This is a genomic window from Peribacillus asahii (assembly GCF_004006295.1).
Classification (GTDB): Bacteria; Bacillota; Bacilli; order Bacillales; family DSM-1321; genus Peribacillus; species Peribacillus asahii_A.
Map to the genome: position 1 here is coordinate 4,077,527 of NZ_CP026095.1, position 24,691 is coordinate 4,102,217.

The window sequence follows — 24,691 nt, forward strand, 5'->3', positions numbered from 1 at the left end:
CTCCTTCTACTATCCTAATAAACGATAATAAAGATTTTTGGCCGCTTGGATATCATTCGTTCCATGAATAAAAACGCGACCATCACGAAAAACAACCATACGATAATCCTGAAGTTGACAAGACAACAGGTAAGGATTTTGCTCAACTGTTCCATGATTTTGCAATTGTTTTTGTAACTGATCGAAATTAGGCTGACTACGTCTATTCGGCCTAATTTGAACTGTATTTCTTCCACATAATACTTCCGTCTTTGTTTGGTTTTCATAAGACAAATAAGGATACGTTCTAATCGTTCCACAAGATGGACAGTCCGCCGTTTCTATTTTGTCTAATTTAATAGAATAATGCTGATTGCTCCATACATCGAAAGTCAAAAAAGTATTTCGAAGTGATGAAAAATCCTCTACAAGAATTTTAAATGCTTCAGCCACTTGATAAGCCGCTACGATTTGTACTGCTGGGCTAATAATTCCGACAGTATCGCACGTAGCCCCACCGACTGGAACGTATTTTAATAGACAATGTAGACATGGTGTTTTTCCTGGAAGAATCGTATGAGTCGCCCCATAGCTTCCAACGCAAGACCCATAAACCCAAGGTATATTATGTTTATGAGATAAGTCATTTAAAATAAAACGAATATCAAAATTGTCTGTAGCATCGATGATTACGTCCACACTATGCAGCAAATCCTCTAAATTTGTTGCACTCGCATCCATCACAAGCGCTTCAATTTCAACCTCTGAATTAATCTTGTGTAAATGTTCTTTAGCAGCAATTGCTTTTGGCATCTTCAATCTAGCATCTTGTTCATTGTATAATTGTTGACGCTGTAAATTACTCCATTCAACATAATCGCGGTCAATCAGAGTAAGCTTGCCAATGCCTGCTCGGACAAATGCTTCAGAACTGGCACTTCCTAATGCCCCTGCTCCAACAATTAATACATGCTTTTGGCTAATTTTCTCTTGCCCTTTCATACCAATATGGTTGAATAGCTGTTGCCGTGAATAGCGATTTGACATTGACATTCCCTCCTTTCGTACTCTATTGTAAGTTCATAAATCAAGCTGCTAAAGGTTGATTAGAATAAGGTAACAAGCCCTCTAATTCGCTTGAGCTACCTATAGAAACATGTTAAAAAACAGCAAGGAGGCAAATAATGAGTAATTTCTCACACTGGAATGAAGAAGGAAGACCTAAAATGGTAGATATCTCTCAAAAAGATGTCACAACACGTACAGCAATCGCTCAAAGTACAATCTCTTTTTCTAATGAATTATATGAAGCCATTCAAAATGGATTAATTAAAAAGGGAGATCCCCTTCAAGTAGCCCAAATTGCTGGAATTATGGGTGCCAAAAAAACGGCTGACATCATTCCGATGTGTCATCCCATTATGTTACAAGGCGTAGATTTCACCTTTGATTATCAACAACAAGCGGCTGGATATGATTTACTCATCCAAGCTACTGTTAAATGCAGTGGAAAAACAGGAGTCGAAATGGAAGCATTAACTGCCGCATCCATCGCTGCTCTTACGTTTTATGACATGTGTAAAGCGGTTGATAAAACAATGGTTATTAAAGAAACTTTGCTCGTTCAAAAAACAGGAGGAAAAAGCGGCGACTTCTTCCATGAAAAGTAATGGCCTATTCTAAGAAAAGTGCTTAACTAGACTATAGAGCCAATGACGCCTGAAACTAGACACCGAAACGTGTTGAAAATTTTATACTTTCTTATTTTCCAAAAACAATCCATGAAACAAGGGACTAGCTACTAAGAGCAGATGCTTTGAAGTTCAGTCCCTTTTTCATAGACAACTTGTTTCATACTCTTCGGGATATTAACCGCCAATATGAGACATTTCTACTTTTGGACGTTTCTTCGTTCCATTTCCTCTTTCATCTGAATAACGATCGCCGCGATGATTCCAAATATCTGTAATAACCTTAGCAACCTCTTCGTCCGCTTTATCTGAACGTAATAAATCACGCAAATCAAAGCCCTTCGATGCAAATAAGCACGTATATAGCTTTCCTTCAGCTGAAACACGCACTCTTGAACAGCTTGAGCAAAAAGAATCGGTAACTGATGAAATAATTCCAATTTCTTGATCACTGTCTACATATCGATATCTAGTTGCTACTTCACCTGGATAATTCGGCTGAATCTGTTCTAGAGGCATTACTTCGCCAATTTTATTTAGAATCTGCTGTTTCGTAACGACATCATTCATTCTCCAGCCATTTGAATTTCCTACATCCATATATTCAATAAAACGAAGCGTATGCTTTTTTTCCTTAAAATATTCAGCCATTGAAACAATATCTTGATCATTCTGTCCTTTCTGAACAACCATGTTTACTTTCACTTCTAATCCTGCATTAGATGCGGCTTCAATACCTTCTAAAACACTTGCTACCGTCCCTCTCTGACCATTTAATTGATGAAATCGTTCCTCATCTAATGAATCAAGACTGACGGTTACTCGTGATAATCCTGCATTAAATAGCTTGGAGGCAAATTTCTTCAAAAGGGATCCATTCGTTGTCACTGCAATATCTTTTATTCCCTTTATTGATTTCAACCGATAAATCAGCTCAGGGAGATTCTTTCTTAATAATGGCTCTCCTCCTGTAATACGCACTTTCTGGACGCCTAAAGAAGCAAATATAGAGGTTAATCGTTCCATTTCATCAAAGGATAAAATTTTTTCCGAAGATAAAAATGGATAATCACTTCCGAATATTTCTTCCGGCATGCAATATCGACAGCGAAAGTTGCAACGATCTGTCACAGATAAACGCAAATCTCTTAGGGGGCGCTGCAATGTATCAGCTATACTAGCTTGCATGTTTTCTCACCTCTCATCTCTGATAGCAAACCTTACTTATCATGTTATATATAATAACATGTTTTATTTATAATTTCTTACTATTTGAGCAAATCCTTTTCGGACAAGTATATATATTTAAAGATTGATTTCTAATAAATCCTACCGTTGTAATTCCTAATTCTTCTGCTAGATTTAATGCCAATTCGGTTGGTGCAGATTTAGAGAGGACAATCTCACATCCTATTTTCGCTACTTTTAATAAAATTTCTGAAGATATTCGCCCGCTGAACACAATGATTTTATCTTCAATCAGAATATTATTTTTCAAACAATACCCATATATTTTATCTAATGCATTATGTCTCCCAATATCCATACGACTTAATAAAAATCCATTTTTATCGCATAATGCTGCGTTATGGACTCCCCCTGTCTCATGAAAAATAGTCGCTGAATTTTGCATATTATTCATGAGACGGAAACACTCATCAGGAGAGATTGTCACTCGAATGTCATTCATTTTCTTAGCAGTAAGAGCATCATTAGCAAAAACAAAGCCTTGTCTGCTCATTCCACAACACGAAGTGATATACCGTTTATTTTGAAGGTTTTGATAATACGGATTCAACTTATCAATCTTCACATGCGCATATCCTTCTTTTTCTTGAATCCAAATATCTTTAATGTCTTCATACTTTCGAATAATACCTTCAGATGCTAAATAACCAATTACCATATCTTCAATGTACTCGGGAGTACAAACCATCGTAACAAATTCTTGTTCATTGATTTTAACCGTAACAGGAAATTCGGTTACAATTGTATCTTCAGCATCCATTAGTTGTCCATTGCTAAACTTGAGAATTTCCCTTTTCTTCACGATCGTCTTCATTTCAACTTCCCCTTCAAGTGATATTTTTATCAAAAACAAAGACGGAAACTGCAATATTCTCTTCAATTTTGATATCTGAAAACAGATGGACAAATTTGGCTCCTACTAGTTCCTCCAGCCCTTCAGGAGGGCCCTCACTATACACATCTTGAATCATTTTTGTTCTAGCTAAATGAACCATTTCACGTCCTTCTGAAGTTTTTGCTATAAAAGTTTCTGTAGGAGTGAGGTTTCCGTATAACGTTGAAATAGCCATATTTTCAACAAAAACCGTATGAATTCTTTCTGGTCCTTTTCCAAAAAGATCTTTACGAAGCTTTCGGATGATATCATTAAATTCGTGAACTTTTTTTGACATAAATAAACATCCTCCTATAGTTTTCTAATCATAAAGCAACAAATAAAAAAATAAAAGTGGAAAAGCATTTACAGCATTTTTTAAATCTTGTATATTTCTAAAGTCAACGATATAATCATAATAAGATTTGATGGAACGATAATAATGGCTTTGTTACCGCTCTATCAATTATTAAACTACATTTTAAATGGATCGGATTGGTCTATTAGTAAGTTCTGCTAATACTCTATTCCACCATGATTACACATCATTTTTTCTGAAAATTAAGATGTGTATTCGTGGTGGTTTTTTTTGTTTAACAGGCAAGAGGAGGAAGAAAATGACACATTCTAAAATTAATATAAAAATCAATGATGTCGAATACGAAGCAAACTCCGGCTCAACCATATTAGAAATTATTAATCAAGAAAAAATCGCTCATCCGCAAATTTGTTATGTACCTGAAGTTGATCCTATCCAAACATGTGATACTTGTATTGTAGAAGTTAACGGGAAACTTGTACGCTCCTGTTCAACGGTCGCTTTAGACGGAATGAACATAGAATTAGATTCAACTAGTGCAAAAGCTGCACAAACAGAAGCAATGGATCGCCTACTAGAAAACCATCTGCTGTATTGTACTGTTTGCGATAATAATAACGGCAACTGTAAATTACATAATACTGCCGAATTGATGGAAATCGAACATCAAAAATATCCTTACACACCTAAAGCAGACGTAAATGCTGTCGACATGTCCCATCCATTCTACCGTTATGATCTAAACCAATGTATTGCCTGCGGACAATGTGTAGAAGTTTGTCAAAACCTTCAAGTAAACGAGACAATATCTATCGACTGGGAAGCTAAGCGCCCTCGTGTTATTTGGGATGATGGGGTCTCTATTAACGACTCATCTTGTGTAGGCTGTGGTCAATGTGTAACGATTTGTCCTTGTAACGCTTTGATGGAAAAGTCTATGCTTGGCGAAGCTGGATTTATGACAGGTCTCCAAAACGAGATGCTTAGTCCGATGATTGATTTAGTAAAAGAAGTAGAACCAGGGTATAGCGGTATTTTTGCTATTTCAGAAGTAGAAGCAGCTATGCGTGACACACGTACGAAAAAGACGAAAACCGTTTGTACCTTCTGCGGCGTAGGCTGTTCATTTGAAGTATGGACAAAAGGAAGAAAGATTCTTAAAGTTCAACCTGTCTCCGATGCTCCAGTTAACGCAATATCTACTTGTGTAAAAGGAAAATTCGGCTGGGATTTTGTTAACTCGGAGGAACGAATTACAAAACCATTAATCCGCAAAGATGGTGCATTCGTAGAATCAACTTGGGAAGAAGCACTTGATTTAGTTGCTAGTAAACTAGGCTCCATTAAGCAGCAATACGGAAAGGGTTCTGTAGGATTTATTTCGTCTTCAAAAATTACAAATGAAGAAAACTATGTGATACAAAAACTAGCACGACAAATATTTGAAACAAACAATGTCGATAACTGTTCTCGTTACTGTCAATCTCCTGCGACTGACGGCTTGTTCCGTACAGTTGGAATGGGTGGAGATGCCGGTACAATCAAAGATATTGCTCAAGCTGGACTTGTTATTATCGTTGGAGCAAATCCAGCAGAAGGACATCCAGTATTAGCCACTCGTGTTAAACGAGCACATAAACTTCATGGTCAAAAACTTATCGTAGCAGACCTTCGTAAAAACGAAATGGCTGAGCGTTCCGACATCTTTATTAGCCCAAAACAAGGGACGGACCAAGTGTGGTTGATGGCTGTGACAAAGTATATCATTGACCAAGGCTGGCATGATCAAAGATTTATTGAAGAAAACGTAAACTTCTTTGAAGATTTCAAAACAGTACTTGAGAAATACACACTTGACTACGCAGAACAAGTGACAGGTATTTCAAAAGAAACGCTTATTCAAATCGCTGAAATGATTCGTGATGCTGATGGGACTTGTGTTCTATGGGGAATGGGCGTTACACAAAATACCGGTGGTTCTGATACTTCCGCAGCCATTTCTAATTTACTTCTTGCTACAGGAAACTACCGTCGTCCAGGTGCAGGTGCTTATCCTCTTCGTGGTCATAACAATGTACAAGGTGCTTGTGATATGGGAACTCTTCCTGGCTGGCTTCCAGGATATCAACATATTACCGATGATACCGCACGTGCAAAATTTGAAAAGGCTTATGGTGTAGAAATTGACGGAAAACCAGGCCTCGATAACATTCAAATGCTTCATGCTATTGAAGAAGGAAAGATGAAGGCGATGTACCTTGTTGGTGAAGATATGGCTCTCGTAGACTCCGACGCAAATCATGTTCACGAAGTTTTATCACAACTTGATTTCTTTGTTGTCCAAGATATCTTCTTATCGAGAACGGCTCAATATGCGGACGTCGTATTACCGGGAGCTCCATCTCTTGAGAAAGATGGTACATTTACAAACACAGAGCGTCGTGTTCAACGATTATATCAAGCACTCCCAACACTCGGTGATGCTAAGCCGGACTGGTGGATTACTCAAGAAATTGCAAACCGTCTAGGCGCAAATTGGAATTACAATCATCCAAGTGACATCTATGATGAAATGGCCAGCCTATCTCCATTATTCAGCGGAGCCAATTATGAAGTACTAGAAGGTTGGAACAGCTTCCTATGGGGCAGCTTCGAAGGAGTGAGCACACCACTTCTCTATGTGGATGGATTTAACTTTCCGGATAAGAAAGCACGCTTTGCCTTATCGGACTGGGTGGAGCCTGCAGAATTCCCTGAAGAATATGATTTGCATATTAACAATGGACGTATGCTAGAGCATTTCCATGAAGGGAATATGACAAACAAATCCAAAGGTATCCAATCGAAAGTTCCAGAGATCTTTGTTGAAGTTTCACCAGAACTTGCTGAAGAGCGCGGAATTAATGATGGTGCAATTGTACGATTAGTCTCTCCTTTTGGAGCCGTTAAATTAAATGCACTTGTTACAGATCGTGTCAAAGCAAACGAGCTTTTCCTTCCGATGAACTCGGTAGATAAAGAGTCCGCTATTAACTTTTTAACAGGTCCTATATTCGATCAACGAACAAATACACCTGCTTATAAACAAACAAAGGTTCGTATGGAAGTGCTCAGTGAAGGCGGAACAGTTCCACTGCCATCTACGAATCCACGGAATAAAAAACGTTATCCTCAAAATGGAGTTGAGGTTAATCGAAAATGGGCTCGTCCAGGCTATGTCCATCTAACAGATCAATAGGAAGGAGAAATAAATATGGCTCAACCTATTACAGAAATCAAAAAAAACCTTCTCACCGAGGAGGAACAGAAACAAAAAAAGCTAGAAGCCTTAACAACACTTCTTGCCAATAACGATGAAGCCTTAAACAAAGTACTAACCATTGTGGGTGAACTAAACGATATCGGTGTTCTAGAGGCAGCTGATTCCATGCTTCAAGCTAAAGAAAAGATTGCCCAAATTGCGCTTCACCAAGTCTCTCGAGAACCGGTGACCAATTTAATTAACACACTTATGGGGGCAACAGGTGCCCTCATGAAGACTGATCCTGAATTAATAACGAAGCTTGTAAATAGTGCTATGAAAGGTATGGATGAAGCCAATGACTATTTGCAAACTGATAAAAAAGTTAAAGTAATGGACCTAGTTAAACTATTAAATGATCCTGATATTAATCGAGCACTTGGCTTTGGTATCCATTTCCTAAAAGGAATGGGTAAAGAATTAAAGCATTAAGATAACCTCTTTTATAATAGAAAAAAACTCGTACTGGAATAATCTTATCCCCATAAGAAACCAGAAGTTCTATTTAAAATTGAACATATTCTTGATTGACCTCCAGAATCTTGATTTCACCATTCTGGAGGTGTTCTTTTCTTCCGATAATAGCTCTGTTATACAGTGTGGCCCTATGCTAAACAAATGGACTCGAAGCTTTCAAGCTACATCCTTTTTTACATTTTAGATATAAAAAATGCCCTAAAGAGAAATTATTTTCTCTTTAGGGCGTTCATGATTGACAATCCCTATCAATATTAGGTGCAACTGGCACACACTTTCTATGAATCTATCTGTTTAACGTAGATTGCCTGTGAAGAACTTGTAATTACACAGCCTTCTAAATCATTCTCTTTTAATAGCCCTAAATTTAGTGCTGACTTTATCTTCTCCTCATCAGGCTTTTTTTGAATTAAATCCTTTAAATTCAATTCTTCTAATCGATTGACCGTTATCTCTCGATCAAATTTCTCCATTTTCCTTACTTGTCTTTGCAATTTATAATCGCTAATAGTTATTTCACCCTTGCTATACTTTCCAACTGAATGATCGAAATATTTATTAAAGTCCTTCTTTAAAGCATCTAATTGCATTTCTACTTCTTTTTTCTTGCGACTTAGCTCAACATATTGCACCAACTTGTCCCTTGTAATCAAGGAATCATCCATTTGCAATCCAATCGCCCCATTTCTCATATAGATATTCCATCATATTACGAGATTAAATGAGATATTCCCTTTACTTAGCCAAGCTTAGAATTTTGAAGGATTACACATAATATTTCGAGATAATGAGAAGCTAAAAGAATCTGAAGCAAATAAAGATTAGTCCTTTTCCCACATCAAAAATATGGTACATTTAAAGAGAAACTAGATATGAAGGGAGATTTTTCAATGTCAAATCATGAAGATCTGAATACACTGCCTCCAAAAACATGTACAATTGAAAGACTTGTCACTATGCCCGAAGATGTTAATAAAGTAATCGAAGGCCGCAAAACAGCAACGCGCCGGAATGGAAGATATGCTGATGTAGGTGAAATAATGGTGCTAAACGATAAAAAGTTCATCGTAAATCGTGTATATTCTCAATCATTAGGTGAATTAACGGATGAACATGCGCGTCAGGAAGGATATGGGACAGTAGAAGAATACAAACAATCTATCCTCTCTATTCATCCAGGAATGCCATGGCTTCCACAAATGAGAGTTTGGGTGCATGAGTTTAGCCCAGTTACCGATTAATAGGCAAAAGAAATGGATTTATTGTACAAACTCTTACTATATATTCATGTTCTAAGCGTAATCGTATCCATCGGTCCTTTCTTTATTCTCCTGCCGATTTCTAAAAAAATGCACTTAGTAGGAAAAGAAGAATTGGATGCCTATCTGGGCACATTCCGATTTGTCGTTCGACTTGCGATGCATTCAGGACATGTTCTAGTAATATCAGGTATATTACTCGTTATGTCCGGTCCATGGACATGGAATACATCATGGATTATCATGACGCTATTGATTTTATTCTGTTCATTATTCTTTCTTGCGCGTGCATTTTCTCCAAAACTCAGAAAGTTCCAAGAGAAAGACACCAATAAGGAAGAACTGGCTGTTAAGTTGCAGCGAACTATTTGGATATATATCCTCCTTCTTATTACGATGCTTTGGTTTATGGTCGTAAAGCCGGCTTTGTGGGCATAATAAGTAAAAATCTTCATAGCCTTGGTCTTTCGATCTTAATTATTATTTTCTCTAACAAAAAAGTGCAGTTCCTAAGCTGATCAAAAGCTAAGTTTTGAAAAATAAAAGGACATTACATATTTTATCTGACCTAATATGTAATGTCCTTTCTTATTAAATTAACGCCTTCGTTAGTTGAAGAAAATATAAGCAATTTAAAGGATCACACCCGCAAAGTCCCCTTTTAGTATTTCTTTTTCATTCTGATTTGTACATAAAAAGGATGCCATAATAGCTGTTCTATTATTTTTATTTTCTTGCCTTTCGTATTTTTCAATTTTTACTTCACAGATGATTGTATCCCCTGTAAACACAGGTCTTAAAAACTCAAAATTCATAGTACGAGCCAGTACGTTATGATCTCCACCTACTTTTGTTGGTAGAGTTGCGGTTAATAACCCTTGAACAACAAGTCTTCCCTGTTCATCCGGGGTCATATGATGAATTCCTTCATCACCTGAAATCTCTGTAAATAATTCAACATCCCTTACTGTAAAAGTTCGTTCAAATGTAATAATATCTCCTACTTTTAATGACATATAGATCTCCCTCCTGAAGGTTTTATGCTGTATAGTTAATAGTCAAAATATTCAAATAATGGTGAGCGGTATTCGACACTTTCCACCTCTTTTTTATGTAAGAATATCTTGAGGCTTCCAATCTTTCGGCTTTATGTTCTTATTCATCCATTTCTCTTGTGGTACTTGGTATGGGGTCGTAGCGATTAAATAATTATTGTGCCAGCTCGCTGCTTTAGAACGAATCATTTCATCAAGCAGAATTTGAATAAATTCTTCGGGTTGCAGCTGGAAAGAATAGCGTGCAAAATCCTGAAACCAACCACACTTTAGTAGGTAGCTATCGATTTCTTCTCTTGCCAATCCATTTTTAATGATTAATGTGAATGCAAAAATCCTTTTGATGGCATGCCATGAAACCTTCTCTGGCATCATAAGCCACTTTTCAAACCGCTCCCTTGCTGCATCAATGGAAGCACTAGGATTCTCTATTTGAGGGCCATGTCCTGAATATGCCCGCCCAATCCGGAGCCTGGACAACCGATCCAAACTTTGTATCGATCGCTGGATAGATGAAACACCCTCTCGAAAGATATTTAACCATCCGATATCATTTTTGTGAAAAAGATCTCCGCAAATCAATACCTCTTCTTCAGGTTCATATAAAGAAATATGTCCTAACGTATGTCCCGGTGTGTGTATGACTTTCAGAGCTCTACTTCCTGTATGAATCTCATCGTTATCTGAGAGCTTTTTATCGACTCGATAAGGCTCTACAGGCTGATCTAACCATTCTGCACTACAGGCTTCAGGGTCACAAGAATTAATTAAATTGGCATCCCATTTATGAGCAGCAATCGTAACATCATAGTTTTTTTGAAAATAAGAATTGCCGCCTACATGGTCACTATGATAGTGCGTGTTCACAATAAGGTGTAATTCCTCTGGTGAAACGCCCGCTTCTTTAATTAATTGTTCTGTATCTTTCGCTTCACTCCCAAAACCAGTATCAATAAGGATTGGGAGCTTATCCTTAATAAGGATCATGTTTGCACTGGGAAATTTTCTTTCAAAGAAAATAATACTAGATTTTTTCATAAGCTATTCCTCCCTACACTCAATGAATGAACGTTCAATCAATTATATCGCTTATATTTACATAACAGTAAAAATAAGGTTATTCGTTCTTCGTTGGGAGTTACAACTATTAGTTTATGTTTTTCTGCCATATCTATCGAATCTGTATAAACCTTATCTACATGCCAACCTTAAATTGCCCCTTCCAACAATATGCCGTGTAGTAAGGATTCCAACATCTTTGTTGTAGGTGGTTTTGTACTAAACCGTTCAAAAACAAAAACCCTTCTAACAATTAATTCAATACTAAAAAAGCTTTTCCTCAATTTAAATGTGATAGATATTCAAATGCTATTGTTCCATATACGCCTTTAAAGTGTCTATATTCCATGAGTTTACAAAAAATTCACGCGATTAATATATAATCTTTACATTTTTCTTCATCATATATCTTACAATATGACTAGATAGTAACATATAAGGAGTTGTACTCAGCTTGAAAGTACTAGATAGAACCATTAATATTGCAGATCCTTCTTTTTATAATAATCGTGAATTAAGTTGGTTGGCCTTTAACCTACGGGTATTGGAAGAAGCAATGGATAGCCAAAATGCCTTACTAGAAAGATACAAATTTTTAGCTATTACAAGTTCCAATTTAGACGAATTTTTCATGGTTCGTGTAGCTGGGTTGCTCGATCAAGTAAAAGCAGGGTTTAATCGTCCTGAAAATAAAGCAGGATTAACACCGGTACAACAGCTGGAATCAATCTCTCAAATTACACATAAGCTGATTGAAAAACAGGACCATATTTACAAGAAACAACTTGCTCCTCTTCTAGCAAACGAACAAATAAACATCATTCCAATTACGAAAATATCCAAGACAGATTTAGTTTTTTTAGAAAATCATTTTGATGAGCACATCTTTCCCGTATTAACACCGATGGCAATCGATGCCTACCGACCATTTCCAATGTTAGCAAACAAATCGCTAAACTTAGCGATTATCATTGGAGACAAGGAAGAAAATATCGATATTGAATCTGTTTCAGGAAAGCTTGCCATTGTCCAAGTTCCTTCTGTCATTAAACGTTATATTGAATTGCCTTCAGAAAAAGATACAAGAACGTTTGTATTATTAGAACAAGTCATCGCTCGTTTTATTCATAAATTATTCAGCGGCTATGAAATAAAATCTGTAACAGCCTTTCGCATCACGCGTAACGCTGATTTAACAATTCACGAAGATGAAGCAGAGGACTTGCTGCAAGAAATTGAAGAAGAACTAAAAAAACGCAAATGGGGAGCACCTGTCCGATTAGAGGTACAAAATCCTGAGCACGACAAACAGGTCGTAAATTATTTAATCGACGAACTAGAGATTCATTTAAAAGATGTGTACTTTGTCCAAGCTCCTCTCGACTTAACATTTTTATTTTCTTTTTGTAATGAGATTCAATCTACTCATGGATATTTAAGCGAGCCAACATACATTCCACACATTCCAAAAGATTTAGTGGGAAAACAAGATATTTTTGACGCTGCTCTTCAGGAAGATATTTTGCTGCACCATCCATATGAATCATTTGAACCGGTCATTGAGTTTATTTCACAGGCAGCCTGTGACCAGGATGTTTTGGCGATTAAGCAGACCCTTTATCGAGTAAGCGGGAACTCTCCGATTATTAAAAGCCTGAAACGAGCCGCCGAAAATGGCAAGCAGGTCACTGTTTTAGTAGAATTAAAGGCTCGATTTGATGAGGAAAACAATGTCCATTGGGCAAAGGAACTAGAAAAAGCAGGCTGTCATGTTATTTACGGAATGACCCATTTAAAAACCCACAGTAAAATTACCCTTGTGGTGCGTCGTAGAAAAAATAAAATCGAGCGATTTGTTCATTTAGGTACAGGCAATTATAATGATGCAACAGCTAGATTTTATACAGATATGGGATTGATTACTTCTAATAAGAAAATTGGAATTGATGCTACGAACTTTTTTAATTATTTAAGCGGGCATATGGAGAAGCCACACTACCATCACTTAATTGTTGCTCCATTTGATATTAGAGATCAATTTATTGAATTAATCGATAAAGAAATCCAATTCCATAAACAATTTGGAAACGGCTATATTGTCGCCAAAATGAATTCTCTATCTGATAAAAACCTTATTATGAAGCTATATGAAGCATCTAATGCTGGTGTAAAAATCGATTTAATTGTGCGTGGAATCTGTTGTTTGCGCCCAGGAATTAAAGGAGTCAGCGAAAATATCAAAGTGCGAAGCATAGTGGGTGTTTTTTTAGAACATACTCGTATCTACTATTTCCATCATAACGGAGAAGAAAAAGTCTATTTATCTTCAGCCGATTTGATGACACGAAATATGGAAAACCGTGTAGAAATCCTATTTCCTATCTTAAAAGGTCATTTAAAACAACGAATTAGAACATGGGTAAAGCTCATGTTAGCCGATAATGTAAAAGCACGGGAACAAAATAATTCAGGCTATTATCATTATGTTGAAAAAGCAACGGATGAAAGCGAAGTAAATAGTCAACTCATCTTATATGAAATGGCCCAACATGCAAGAGAACTAGAGGAAATCAACAGATAAAGTTAGAGTGATTTCATTTTAATATAGGCTATGTGAATGAATATTGTTGATTTATACGTTATGTAACAGAACCTTAATAGAAAAACGGGAAGATATTTTCTTCCCGTTTTCCAATGTATTCATTCTCCTTCCACGATTTTGGCAAAATCATCAAGTGTCGTTGAATACTTGATATAGATTCGCGGTAAGAGGTAGAGTTCATCTTTTATACCCTTTTTAGAAAATAGTTCGGGCGTTGTTGTCAGTCCAAATAAGTAGTACTTCTTCGTTTCTGCAACAACCTTGTCATTGAAAATTCCATACGGATATGCAAGAGCAATAACTGGTTTTCCTGTTATTCGCTGAATTTTATCTTTGGACTCTTTCAGTTCATACCCATAATTTTTTATTTGTGTCAAATAAGGATGTGTAGCCGTATGAGACTGAATGGAGATTAAGCCTGAATCGACCATCATTTTTAAATCCGACTGTGACAACCGGTTCGAACGACCGATAAAATCAGAAATAACGAAGATTGTACCAGTTGGTTTAAAGCGCTCAGTTTTTAACTTTTGAAAAGCAGCAAATGCATTCAGATTATTTTTATATCCGTCATCAAATGTAATGAAAATCGGTTTATTTACTTTATCGATATCTTGCCATCGCTCAAAAGTTAATAATGTGTAACCATGATCTCGTAAATACACCATCTGTTGCTCGAAATTATTTGGCGTTACATACAACTCTTTAGAGCCATGCCCCTTAAACTCATCAATCGAATGATAAAGTAAAATCGGTACCTTTCGCTCCGCAAACACTTGTAATGGAAGAAATAAAATCAGTATACATAGAACAAATATCGCAATCTTTTTCATAAAACGCTAACAAGGGCACGTCAATGCATGCCTTTCCATTCACCTTGATTTTTGGATGCTTTTTCTTTTTTTGCTTTCTGTTTGTGTGCTCGATTAGCATTAGCACTCCCAAATTCCTGAGAGAATTCTGAATCTGTTTTGCTTGAATCAAATCCTTGTTTATTCTTTTGATCCGCGTCATTCTTTTTTGTACGTTTAGCCATGGATATCCCTCCTTCTTACCTTCTAGTATGAGATTAGTAAGAAGAATTATGCTCGTTTGAACAATCCCTTCATGAACTATATAATGGAACTAAAAACAGGGAGTATACATATGGAGATTTTTTCATTAAGTGGACCTAGCGGGACTGGTAAAAGTACAAGTGCCCTTGCATTTGCTGACCAGCATAAAATTCCTGCTATTATTGATGATGGGCTATTAATTGTAAATGGCCATAAAGTAGCCGGTACCTCAGCAAAATTTGAAAAAAACACGGTAACTGCAGTAAGACGGGCCATTTTTTCCGATGATTTACATGCAAAAGAAGTACAGGAAGCTTTAAAAATTTACGTAATCAATAAGATTCTTATTATTGGTACATCAGACAAAATGACCAAGTTAATTGCTAAACGGCTCGAATTAGGAGATATCAATCATTATTATTATGTAGAAGATATTCGCTCTTCCAGTGAAATCAAGATGGCGCAATTTATTAGAAAAACAGAAGGAAAACATATTATGCCGATTCCACATAGACAAGTGGGGCAAAACTTCTTCAAAAGATTAGTTTATAAAGGGATGGATATCTTTTCCCCTAAAAAAGAGAAAATTGGGGAAACAACTATTGTTCGTCCAGACTTTCATAAAGGATATATTCGAATCGAGAAAAAGGCATTTATCGATATTATTGAGCATACATGTTCAAACAATCCGTATATAGACCATCTTGATTCTATTCACGTACAGGTAGAAGGACTACCGACAGCAAGCTTAAACGTCTCTGTCGTCTCTCCTATCTCATATCATTTACCAAACATGCTCGAACAGCTTCAACTAGAAATTCAGCACAATTTTCTTCACCACTTTAATATCGAATTTGCTTCTATTGACGTTCATGTTTCCTCAGTTGGCAAGACCAAAGTAAATTAGAGTATATTTCATCAATTGACGGGGTATTCATAAAGATTCGCGGGATTTCCTTTTAATTCAAAATCAACAATGAGCTAAAAAAGACGACTTCACAAATTCAAGATGAATGTGAGTCGTCTTTTTAGCTCATTACTGTGTACGACGAGTAAATCGAGGTAAGCGTTTCTCTACAAATGCTCCAACGCCTTCAGGGAAATCATTCTGATCAACAAACGGTGTAGACCCTTTCCAAAGAACTGGTACACTGTCGATACATTCTTGTACAGACGTCTTAACCGCTAGCAATGATGCAGGAGACATAGAGGCGACTAATTTTCCCATTTTGATAGCATAACGGTTCAAATCTTTTTCCGTTACCAAATAATTCAGCATCCCTACTCGGTATGCTTCTTCCGCTTTTAACATCCGACCTGTATATACTAAATCCTTCGTTAAACTTGGACCGACTAAATTCACAAGTCTTTGCGCAAATTTATTATTTAATGTAATCCCTAACTTTCCGACAGGAATCCCTAGTTTAGACTTCTCTGATCCAATTCGAATATCACAAGCTAAAGCTAATTCAAGTCCAGCTCCCATCGCAGGACCGTTAATTACCCCAATCGTTGGAATCGGTAAGCGTTCAATTGTTGAAATGGTTTTTTCCATATGCACAAATGCCTCTTCTGCTTTTTCTAAAGATAGTTGATTAAATTCTTTAATATCTGATCCAGCCGTAAACTGCTCACCCGATCCTCTTAACAACAGCACTTTATTTTTCGGATTTTCAAGTACTTTCAAAGCAACATCCGCTAATTGATCCCACATATTCGCTGTTAAGGCATTCTTTAAATGCGGGCGATGGATTGTAATAATCGCTAACCCTGCTGTTTCTTGAAGAATAATTTTGGCTTGTTCCTCTTCCATTCGAGTCGTTTGTACTTGCATGCTGCATTTCCTCCCTAATTTCTTTTCTTGTTGATGACTTCCCCTTTTCCTTTATACCAATTATAGTGCAAAATAGTATAAAAAGGATGAAATCTGTAGTTATTTTTATCTCTATATACGTTATTGTACTACAACAGCAATTTTAATTTATCGAATTTTATAAAAAATTAGCGAATTATTATAGATTTATTTTACTCTACAAAGTGATTATCTAAAGCAAAAGCCCTTCCGTTTCAGAAAGGGCTTTTGCAATTATTCAATTCAACTGAAGGTTTCTTATATAATTGACATGTTCTGTACTTTTGACAACTTTTTCTGCTTGTTCAGGATCGACCACAGTTCCGTGAATCGTGTTTAATTTATACGTCAAAACTCGCTCTACAGCTTCATCAATGCGCTCCATTGGAATCTCACCTTTTTGAACGGCTTCAATAATGCCGTTATACACTTCAAGCTGATTCTCATATTGGTGACATACAAGCAAAATATCCGCTCCAGCTAATAGTGCCTCTTTTCCCATATCTTTATAGGAAAAATATTTATTCACAGCTCCCATCTCTAGATCATCGGTAATGACGATTCCTTCATATCCAAGCTTTTCACGAAGCAAGTCTTCAATAATGGCATGTGAAAGGCTCGCTGGCTTTTCCTGATCATAGGCTGGGTATTTAATATGCGTGACCATCACGAAAAACTTCTGATTATCCATTTCTTTAATAATCTGTTTAAATGGATAAATATCTGAATTTTCGAGATCAAGCTGTGTTGATTCTACAGAAGACGTTTCAATATGCGGGTCAATATTACTGCGACCATTCCCAGGAAAATGCTTTAATGCCCCTGTAATAGAGGAATCATTTAAGCCTTGGATGGCTTTTCTTCCATATTGATATACCTTTTCTGGATCTTTCCCAAACGAACGACTATCTGTTGTTGATAAATCAAGTACTGGAGCAAAATTGATATGGATCCCCATTGATTCAAGCTCTGCTCCATTTAATTTAGCTACCTCATAAACTTGTTTGGCATCGGCATGATTGCCGAGCTTTTGCTGCGAAGGGATCGGTGATACTTGCTCTCGCATCCGCACAATATCCCCGCCTTCTTGATCGACCGCAAGCATAAGCGGCAGCTGAGTAGAGCTATTGCCCGTTGACTGCTGCAAGGAGTTGGACAGCTCTGCTACTTGCTTCGGCGACGACATATTACGGTCAAAGTAAATTACTCCGCCGATGTTTTTCTCTTCAATCAGTTCACTGATATGATCATTCTTTTCTGTTCCATCAAACCCAACAATCATTAACTGCCCGACTTTCTCTTCCAATGTCATCGTTTCGAGCAGCTTTTTTACTTTATCCTTTGGATTCCCTATAGCATCGACATTACTTGTGTCAGCTGCTTGCTCTTCCTGCTTTTCTTCTATGACCTTTTCGTCTGTGGTCATTGCGTTTTCCCGATGCTCTGTTGAAGCCTTTTTCTCATCAGGAGCTTCTGTTTGATTCGAACCATTATTAAATTGAAACCAGACAACAACTAAAGCAAGTACGAGTGCAAGTAAGGAAAATCTTTTATATTTTTTATTAATCCTCATTTTAAAATGAAAACCACCCTTTTTGTTAAGTATTGTAATTTTACAATATAAATATAGAAAATTAGTTTTCAATTTTATTAAATTTTTACCTATCCTTCAGGAATTTTTCTGTAACATATATGTCAAAAATAATTTCCAATTTATCCGCATTTAATTATCTGTATTCTGTAAAATAGGTAGATAGTAGCTATCAATAGTTAATTTGGCACAGGAAGGAGTTAGTAGCGTATGGTAATTTCTATAAAGTGGAAGATTTTACTTCCTATTATTCTATCACTTATTGTAGTATTTGGAGGTTTTTCATTCTTTTTAACAAAGCAAGTGGAACAGTCTTTGACACAAAAAGGTGAGGCGATTGTGTCAACCATTCAATTGAATATAGAAGATTCCATTATTTCACGCGAGAAAGCAGAATCCATTTTAGATCAGGAAATGATTGGACAGGCTGTAATGACTGCTTCTTTATTTGAAAAAGGAACAAGTTATGAAGAGTTGGTTGAGTTATCTGAAAAGTCTGGAATCGATGAGTTTTGGATTACAGACCAACATGGTAATACGATTTTAACAAATATGGCGAAGAAGGTTGACTTTAATTTCAGCAGTGATCCCAACGGGCAAGCCTATGAATTTATGAAATTGATTTCTGGTGAAGAATCTGTGGTCACTCAAAAAGCAACTGAACGTTCCGTTGACGGTAAATTATATAAATTTGTTGGTGTAACAGGTTGGAATGATGAACGTATTGTACAAGTCGGACGCGACGGAGCAACGCTGCAAGAATTAGATCAACAAATCGGCATACCCCCAATGATTGCAAGCTTAAAAGATGAACTAAGCGATACGGTAAAATATGCAGCTATTTTAAGTAAATCTGGTGAGGTCATCGTTTCAACAAATGAAAAATTATCACTTGATTCCAATATTGAAACCAATAAACAGTGGAATGGTGAAGTCAATAATCAACGTGTTATGTATTTTTCCAAATCATTATCCAATGGGCAACTGCTAGTTGTCGGCCTGTCTAATGAAGTGATGGACACTGTGCAATTGTATACAATGCTTGCAGCCTTAATAAGTATTATTCTTGTCATACTAGCCATTTATTTCGTTGTTAGAAAATTATTAAAACCGCTTGAGATGATGACAAAGTCACTTGAAGAGATTAGTCATGGAGAAGGAGATTTAACGATGCGTCTGGATGTTCATAGAAAAGATGAAATTGGCCAGCTTGCATCTGCTTTCAATCAGACATTATCGCAAATTCAAGAAATTATTATCGGGGTCAAGCAAACGGCAGCCAATGTTTTAGATTCTTCTTCTTCATTGTCAACGCTTACAGAAGAAACCGCTAAGCAAACACATTTAGTATCAGAATCAGTAGAACAAATTGAACAAGGAGCTGCTACACAGTCAGCAATGACAGATGAATGCGTACATACGACAACTGGGCTTGCTCTTAATATTCAACAGGTTACTGAAGTGTCTAGTGAATTATTTAAACAATCAGAACGAACAAAAGAAGCTGCTGAAACAGGATACCGTGTTATTAATGACGCAGTGAACCAAATGAAAACAATTGATGAATCAGTCCACATCCTATCGGAAACAATCGGGATGATTCAATCTAATACAGTAGAAATTAATTCATTCTTATCCACTATTTCAGCTATTTCGGAACAAACTAATTTATTAGCATTAAACGCAGCCATTGAAGCGGCTCGCGCTGGTGAGCATGGAAGAGGATTCTCCATTGTAGCTGAAGAAGTTCGCAAACTCGCAGAACACACTAATACAGCTACAGAGCAAATTCAAGCATTGATTGGAAGAATGCAGCATGAGGTAGAACGTTCAGCCAACCACATGCACATTAGCAGTGATTATGTAGATACTGGAAAGGAAATTACCGAAGAAGCAGGACAATCATTTTTACATGTGCTGAAGGAAATAAGCGGTATAACTGAGAAACTTCAATCTATTACACAAGCAACTGAAGAAGTATCAGCCGGTACAGAAGAAATGAATGCCGCTATTGAAACGATTGCGGGTGCGTCTCATGAAGCACAACATCATATCCAGAGCATCTCTGATAACTGTGACATCCAAAATGAACGTATGAACAATATGATCGACAGTATTTATCAGCTTCGTGAAAACTCTAAACAATTACATAGTAAGGTAAATCACTTTAAGACAAACTAATATAAAAGCAATCATCTTGTCATAAGAAATAGAACTCCTTTTCTTATGACAAGATTCCCCATTAATTAGATTTTTGCTAGATTCAATTGCCATGAAACACCATATTTATCTTGAACCCATCCAAACTTTTCACTCACAGGGGAAGGGGCTAACGGCATTAAAACAATTCCATCTTGGGATAAAGCTTCAAAAGTTCGATAAATTTCGTCCTCCGTATCACATGTGACAAATAATGATATAGAAGGTGTAAAGGTGAATTCATGCTTCACACTGCTATCTATACACATAAAATTTTGTCCCTTTAATGAGAATGTAGCATGCAGCACACTTCCCTCCTCACCAACCTCATTTGCACCATATCGAAGAATATGAATGATCTCTGAGTCGTCAAAAATAGAAGTATAATAGTTCATTGCCTCTTCGGACGTTCCAGAGAACATTAAAAACGGCGTAACTTTTTGATTTGCATTTCCCATGTAAGAGCCCCCTTCTATTAAACCAAAAACAAACGTGCGTTCTCTTTCTTATTTTCTCTAATCCACTTCATACTGTCAACTAGTATAGTTTAATCATTTAGCTCGAAATATTCTTTTCTCTCAATTCCTCATTAACTGTAAGTACACTATTTTTTTGAACCATAATTCGAATCACTGCTACAAAAAGAGTCACCACTGATATAAGTAGCAGAGGCAGCATATCAGTTGTTAAATGTTCTCCCCCAAAAATGACGGTATAATAGCCGTCTGCTACATATGTGGCAGGTAAATAAGAACCTACTGTTTGATAAAAGTCAGATAACATCACTTTTGGAACGATTACACCCGAAGTGACGAGTTGTGACGAAAGAGCAAGGATGTTAAATAGCATACCGCTTGGTCCAAATAAAATAACAAACATTTGAGTTAAGCTTAAGAAAGAGAAGTAAACTAATATTTGAAAGATCCCCATCTCCCATAAAGTGGTATTCAATTCAATATGGAAAATAGCGAAAAATAGTAAAGTAATCATTGCTAACAATATAGAAGCACTTACATTAATGATTTGTCTGACTAAAAAGATAGACCATTTACTATAGCTGTTTTTTAATTTTGATGAAACAATAGTTAAATTGAGGCTCATCAGCATAGACCCGACAAATGAGGCGAGCACAACCATCAGCGGTACCATCGTAACAGTAAATCCATCTGTATTATTCGTTTTTTCAACAACTGATTGAACCGATTGAACATGTAAAGACTGCACAACTTTTGAAATACTTGCTGTTAAGTTTTGAGCGAGCTCTTTTGATGGAACCGCTGCATTCATTTGTTCCGGTAAATTAGAAACAATTAATTTCTGCTTATAAGCATAAGCATGTTCATTAATCAATTGCGTAATATTATTAGCAGCTCCATCCATGATTTGTTTGGCCAAAGAGGCATTTGCCTGGTTAATAAAGTAATGAATTTCCGTTTGTGTATTCTCCTGAAGTTGATTAGAAAAACTTTCAGGAATTTGCATTACCATATCTAACTCTCGTTGATTCATATCTTGTTTAGCTGATTCAATAGATTGGTAACTCCTAATCTCAAATGGAACTTTTTTCATGATTTCTTCTTCAATCATTGAACCCATTTGCTGATCTTCATTAACTAAGCCAATTTTCAGTTTGTCTGCCCGGTCTGCCACACCATTATATGCTGTCATCCACACACAGAAAAAAACCAGTAAAAAGGCGAAAGCTGCAGCAATCCCAACAAATGTTTCAGAATGTTTTAAAAAATGCTTGAATGTTTTCATTTAAAGCCCTCCATTAAAGTAAGTACATACTTGCATTCAGATTAAAAATTTACTAGGGGGTTAACCCCCTAGCAAAAAGTTGAACACTATTTTTCAAAAATTCATTTCTTGAATTAGAAATGACACTATTACCGAATCGCGATTTTGAAATAAAGTGGCCAAAGTTCAACCAAATAAAATTCATCGCTTGAAACTCAATATCGGTATCAATTAGCTTGCCCCTTCTACTCATTTCCCCCAAATAGGCAACCATATTGTCTTTCAATTGTTTAGGAACTTGCATAAGCGCTTCATTGAGTTCCGGAAACAATCCAGCTTCTCGAAGACCAATTAATACAAGGTCCCCTATTTTCTCCATATAAGTTTGGTATCCATCAGCAATTACCCACAAATCCTTTTCAAGATCCCAAACCATTTCTTCCTTGATTATTTTTTCTAAAAAAGGGCTATAGGATAAGGATTGCAGCGCTGCATCCATCATCCCTTTCTTATTTCCAAAATGACGAAAAATTGTTACTTCATTCACACCGGCTCGTTCCGCAACAGCACGAGTAGTGGCTCCTTTATATCCATAATCGCGAAATAATTCTATAAAGGCTGCAATAATACGCTCTGATGTACTTTTTATTTCATTCATATACAACCAACCTTCACTTTATGCAAGTAATCACTTACACTATTAGGATAATTTAGGTAACTGAAAAAGTCAATAACATTATTACTTCTCTAACACCATCCGTATCCCAAATCCTAAAAGAACAGTTCCTGTAATTACTTCCATCGCTTTGCTTACTTTTTCGGTTTGCATAAAGGCATGCAAGCGTTTAATAAGCGAAATATAAAAGAAATACCATATGACAGAAAGAGCAATAAATATCACTCCAAGTGCTAAAAATTTCAAAAAGTGATGTTCACCTTTTGAGATAAATTGAGGTAAAAAACTTAAGAAAAAAAACGCTACTTTTGGATTAAAGATGTTTGTTAGAAATCCTTCTTTGAAGTTTTTCGGTTTTGTCTTACGTTGGTGAGCCCGCTCTTCTTTTACTAATTGAGATGACTGACGCTTCAAAGCACTACGAAAAGAATCAATAGCAAGATAAATAAGATAGATTGCGCCAATTAACTTAAGTACGGAAAAGAGCACCGCCGATTTCATAATAAGAGCGGAAAGACCACATGTTGCAAGTAACGTGTGAATGAAAAGCGCTGTAACAATACCTGCAACCGTTTTAAATCCCCCTTCCTTTCCATAAGTAATTGTATTTTTTGTCACTAAAGCAAAGTCAGGACCTGGAACGATAATAATGAGCAATGCTGTGATAATAAATAGCAAATAATTTTCCAAACAAATCTTCCTTTCTTGTCAAAAACCATGCAAAAAAGAAGAAGGGAGTCCGTCAGGCCCCTCCTTCCTCTTTATTAATTCGAAAACTGTGCTTTATATTGTTGAATAACCTGTTCCGGCTCTTTGTTTTCGCCTTCTAATTGTCTTTGACGTGCTGCTTGGTTTACTTGCTCGTCAGCATGGTAGCTAGAACGAACGAGCGGGCCTGCTTCACAATGTTTAAAACCTTTTTGAAGAGCGATTTCTTTTAGCTCGGCAAACTCATCTGGATGCACATAGCGTTCAACTGGCAAATGCTTTTTCGTTGGTTGTAAATATTGACCGATTGTCATAATATCTACATCATGCGCACGTAAATCATCCATCGCTTGTAAAATTTCTTCTTTTGTTTCGCCAAGACCAACCATTAAGCTAGATTTCGTTGGTGTATCAGGGCTAATCTCCTTTACCCTTTTTAACAATTGTAAAGAGCGCTGATAAGTAGCTTTCGAACGAACACGCGGAGTTAAACGTTCTACCGTTTCAATATTATGGTTAAAAATATCCGGCTTCGCATCCATCAGCATATGCAAACTTTCATAGTCACCTTTCATATCTGATGGCAGAACTTCAACCGTACATGAAGGCACTCTACGGTGAATCGCACGAACCGTTTCCGCAAAAATTTCAGCACCGCCGTCCGCTAAATCATCGCGAGCAACAGCCGTAACAACACAATGGCGTAAGCCCATAACCTCCACAGAGCGCGCTACACGTTCTGGTTCTTCACGATCTAATTCAGTTGGCATTCCTGTTGTAACAGCACAAAAGCGGCAACCACGTGTACAGATGCTTCCTAGAATCATAAATGTCGCTGTTTTTCTAACAGCCCAGCATTCATGAATATTCGGACATTTCGCTTCCTCACATACTGTATGCAGCTTTTCTTCACGCATCATTTTTTTCAAGTCTGTATAGGTTTCATTTGTGTTTAATTTAATTTTTAACCATTCAGGTTTTCGCAAGTATTCCTTGTTCGCCACGC

General features: G+C 36.7%; 24 protein-coding genes. 8 read left to right on the plus strand and 16 right to left on the minus strand.

Going from position 1 to position 24,691, the window contains the following annotated elements; genetic code table 11:
- Positions 1-9 precede the first annotated feature (9 nt).
- Positions 10-1,026 (minus strand): molybdopterin-synthase adenylyltransferase MoeB, encoded by a 1,017-nt coding sequence (locus BAOM_RS20120; protein WP_127761799.1) that lies wholly within the window; start codon positions 1,024-1,026, stop codon positions 10-12.
- Between the two features lie 137 nt (positions 1,027-1,163).
- On the opposite strand from BAOM_RS20120, the gene moaC reads away from it, so the two are divergent.
- Entirely contained in the window at positions 1,164-1,649 is a 486-nt protein-coding gene (moaC, locus tag BAOM_RS20125; RefSeq protein ID WP_127761800.1) for a cyclic pyranopterin monophosphate synthase MoaC, read from the plus strand.
- Between the two features lie 198 nt (positions 1,650-1,847).
- On the opposite strand, the gene moaA is transcribed toward moaC, so the two are convergent.
- The 3 genes from moaA to BAOM_RS20140 form a co-directional block, all read right to left on the minus strand.
- Entirely contained in the window at positions 1,848-2,858 is a 1,011-nt protein-coding gene (moaA, locus tag BAOM_RS20130) for a GTP 3',8-cyclase MoaA (protein ID WP_127761801.1), read from the minus strand.
- Between the two features lie 67 nt (positions 2,859-2,925).
- Positions 2,926-3,732, minus strand: a complete 807-nt coding sequence (gene fdhD, locus BAOM_RS20135; RefSeq protein ID WP_127761802.1) for a formate dehydrogenase accessory sulfurtransferase FdhD — start codon at positions 3,730-3,732, stop codon at positions 2,926-2,928.
- A gap of 13 nt (positions 3,733-3,745) precedes the next feature.
- Positions 3,746-4,090 (minus strand): Na-translocating system protein MpsC family protein, encoded by a 345-nt coding sequence (locus BAOM_RS20140; protein WP_127761803.1) that lies wholly within the window; start codon positions 4,088-4,090, stop codon positions 3,746-3,748.
- Positions 4,091-4,409: 319 nt separating this feature from the next.
- On the opposite strand from BAOM_RS20140, the gene fdhF reads away from it, so the two are divergent.
- The gene (gene fdhF / locus BAOM_RS20145) at positions 4,410-7,349 is read left to right on the plus strand and encodes a formate dehydrogenase subunit alpha (RefSeq protein WP_127761804.1); all 2,940 of its coding nucleotides are present in this window, start codon (positions 4,410-4,412) and stop codon (positions 7,347-7,349) included.
- 15 nt (positions 7,350-7,364) lie between these two features.
- Entirely contained in the window at positions 7,365-7,844 is a 480-nt protein-coding gene (locus BAOM_RS20150; RefSeq protein WP_127761805.1) for a helical membrane plugin domain-containing protein, read from the plus strand.
- A 323-nt stretch (positions 7,845-8,167) separates the two neighbouring features.
- Here BAOM_RS20150 and BAOM_RS20155 read toward each other — a convergent pair whose 3' ends face one another.
- Complete coding sequence (locus BAOM_RS20155; RefSeq protein WP_252282643.1) at positions 8,168-8,581, minus strand: hypothetical protein; 414 nt, start codon at positions 8,579-8,581, stop codon at positions 8,168-8,170.
- A 198-nt stretch (positions 8,582-8,779) separates the two neighbouring features.
- On the opposite strand from BAOM_RS20155, the gene BAOM_RS20160 reads away from it, so the two are divergent.
- Both BAOM_RS20160 and BAOM_RS20165 read left to right on the plus strand, forming a co-directional pair.
- Positions 8,780-9,130 (plus strand): ASCH domain-containing protein, encoded by a 351-nt coding sequence (locus tag BAOM_RS20160; protein WP_127761806.1) that lies wholly within the window; start codon positions 8,780-8,782, stop codon positions 9,128-9,130.
- 12 nt (positions 9,131-9,142) lie between these two features.
- Positions 9,143-9,586 carry a hypothetical protein gene (locus BAOM_RS20165; RefSeq protein ID WP_127761807.1) on the plus strand — a complete coding sequence of 148 codons (444 nt, stop codon included), beginning with the start codon at positions 9,143-9,145 and terminating at the stop codon, positions 9,584-9,586.
- Positions 9,587-9,780: 194 nt separating this feature from the next.
- Here BAOM_RS20165 and BAOM_RS20170 read toward each other — a convergent pair whose 3' ends face one another.
- Both BAOM_RS20170 and BAOM_RS20175 read right to left on the minus strand, forming a co-directional pair.
- Positions 9,781-10,164 carry a hotdog domain-containing protein gene (locus BAOM_RS20170; RefSeq protein WP_127761808.1) on the minus strand — a complete coding sequence of 128 codons (384 nt, stop codon included), beginning with the start codon at positions 10,162-10,164 and terminating at the stop codon, positions 9,781-9,783.
- 93 nt (positions 10,165-10,257) lie between these two features.
- A complete protein-coding gene (locus tag BAOM_RS20175) occupies positions 10,258-11,241 on the minus strand; it encodes an MBL fold metallo-hydrolase (protein ID WP_127761809.1) in 984 nt (327 codons plus the stop codon).
- A 475-nt stretch (positions 11,242-11,716) separates the two neighbouring features.
- Here BAOM_RS20175 and BAOM_RS20180 point away from each other — a divergent pair, with 475 nt between their 5' ends.
- A complete protein-coding gene (locus BAOM_RS20180) occupies positions 11,717-13,843 on the plus strand; it encodes an RNA degradosome polyphosphate kinase (protein ID WP_252282644.1) in 2,127 nt (708 codons plus the stop codon).
- A 119-nt stretch (positions 13,844-13,962) separates the two neighbouring features.
- Here BAOM_RS20180 and BAOM_RS20185 read toward each other — a convergent pair whose 3' ends face one another.
- Positions 13,963-14,697, minus strand: a complete 735-nt coding sequence (locus BAOM_RS20185) for a polysaccharide deacetylase family protein (protein WP_127761810.1) — start codon at positions 14,695-14,697, stop codon at positions 13,963-13,965.
- A 20-nt stretch (positions 14,698-14,717) separates the two neighbouring features.
- Positions 14,718-14,900: a hypothetical protein gene (locus BAOM_RS20190; RefSeq protein WP_127761811.1), complete on the minus strand. Its 183-nt coding sequence runs from the start codon at positions 14,898-14,900 to the stop codon at positions 14,718-14,720.
- A gap of 110 nt (positions 14,901-15,010) precedes the next feature.
- On the opposite strand from BAOM_RS20190, the gene BAOM_RS20195 reads away from it, so the two are divergent.
- Positions 15,011-15,826 carry a hypothetical protein gene (locus tag BAOM_RS20195; RefSeq protein WP_127761812.1) on the plus strand — a complete coding sequence of 272 codons (816 nt, stop codon included), beginning with the start codon at positions 15,011-15,013 and terminating at the stop codon, positions 15,824-15,826.
- A 129-nt stretch (positions 15,827-15,955) separates the two neighbouring features.
- Here BAOM_RS20195 and BAOM_RS20200 read toward each other — a convergent pair whose 3' ends face one another.
- Both BAOM_RS20200 and nagZ read right to left on the minus strand, forming a co-directional pair.
- Positions 15,956-16,753 (minus strand): enoyl-CoA hydratase/isomerase family protein, encoded by a 798-nt coding sequence (locus BAOM_RS20200; RefSeq protein WP_127761813.1) that lies wholly within the window; start codon positions 16,751-16,753, stop codon positions 15,956-15,958.
- A gap of 256 nt (positions 16,754-17,009) precedes the next feature.
- The gene (nagZ, locus tag BAOM_RS20205; protein ID WP_127761814.1) at positions 17,010-18,344 is read right to left on the minus strand and encodes a beta-N-acetylhexosaminidase; all 1,335 of its coding nucleotides are present in this window, start codon (positions 18,342-18,344) and stop codon (positions 17,010-17,012) included.
- Positions 18,345-18,572: 228 nt separating this feature from the next.
- Between nagZ and BAOM_RS20210 the strand changes: the two genes are divergently transcribed.
- On the plus strand, positions 18,573-20,543 hold the full coding sequence (locus tag BAOM_RS20210) for a methyl-accepting chemotaxis protein (RefSeq protein WP_127761815.1): 1,971 nt from the start codon (positions 18,573-18,575) through the stop codon (positions 20,541-20,543).
- 65 nt (positions 20,544-20,608) lie between these two features.
- Here the strand turns inward: BAOM_RS20210 and BAOM_RS20215 are convergent, their stop codons facing one another.
- The 5 genes from BAOM_RS20215 to lipA form a co-directional block, all read right to left on the minus strand.
- On the minus strand, positions 20,609-21,019 hold the full coding sequence (locus tag BAOM_RS20215; RefSeq protein ID WP_127761816.1) for a VOC family protein: 411 nt from the start codon (positions 21,017-21,019) through the stop codon (positions 20,609-20,611).
- A 97-nt stretch (positions 21,020-21,116) separates the two neighbouring features.
- Positions 21,117-22,322, minus strand: coding sequence for a YhgE/Pip domain-containing protein (locus BAOM_RS20220; protein WP_127761817.1), 1,206 nt, complete (start codon positions 22,320-22,322; stop codon positions 21,117-21,119).
- Positions 22,323-22,374: 52 nt separating this feature from the next.
- Positions 22,375-22,959 (minus strand): TetR/AcrR family transcriptional regulator, encoded by a 585-nt coding sequence (locus BAOM_RS20225; protein WP_127761818.1) that lies wholly within the window; start codon positions 22,957-22,959, stop codon positions 22,375-22,377.
- An 81-nt stretch (positions 22,960-23,040) separates the two neighbouring features.
- Entirely contained in the window at positions 23,041-23,667 is a 627-nt protein-coding gene (locus BAOM_RS20230) for a LysE family translocator (protein WP_127761819.1), read from the minus strand.
- Between the two features lie 74 nt (positions 23,668-23,741).
- On the minus strand, positions 23,742-24,689 hold the full coding sequence (gene lipA / locus BAOM_RS20235; RefSeq protein WP_119117320.1) for a lipoyl synthase: 948 nt from the start codon (positions 24,687-24,689) through the stop codon (positions 23,742-23,744).
- Positions 24,690-24,691 lie beyond the last annotated feature (2 nt).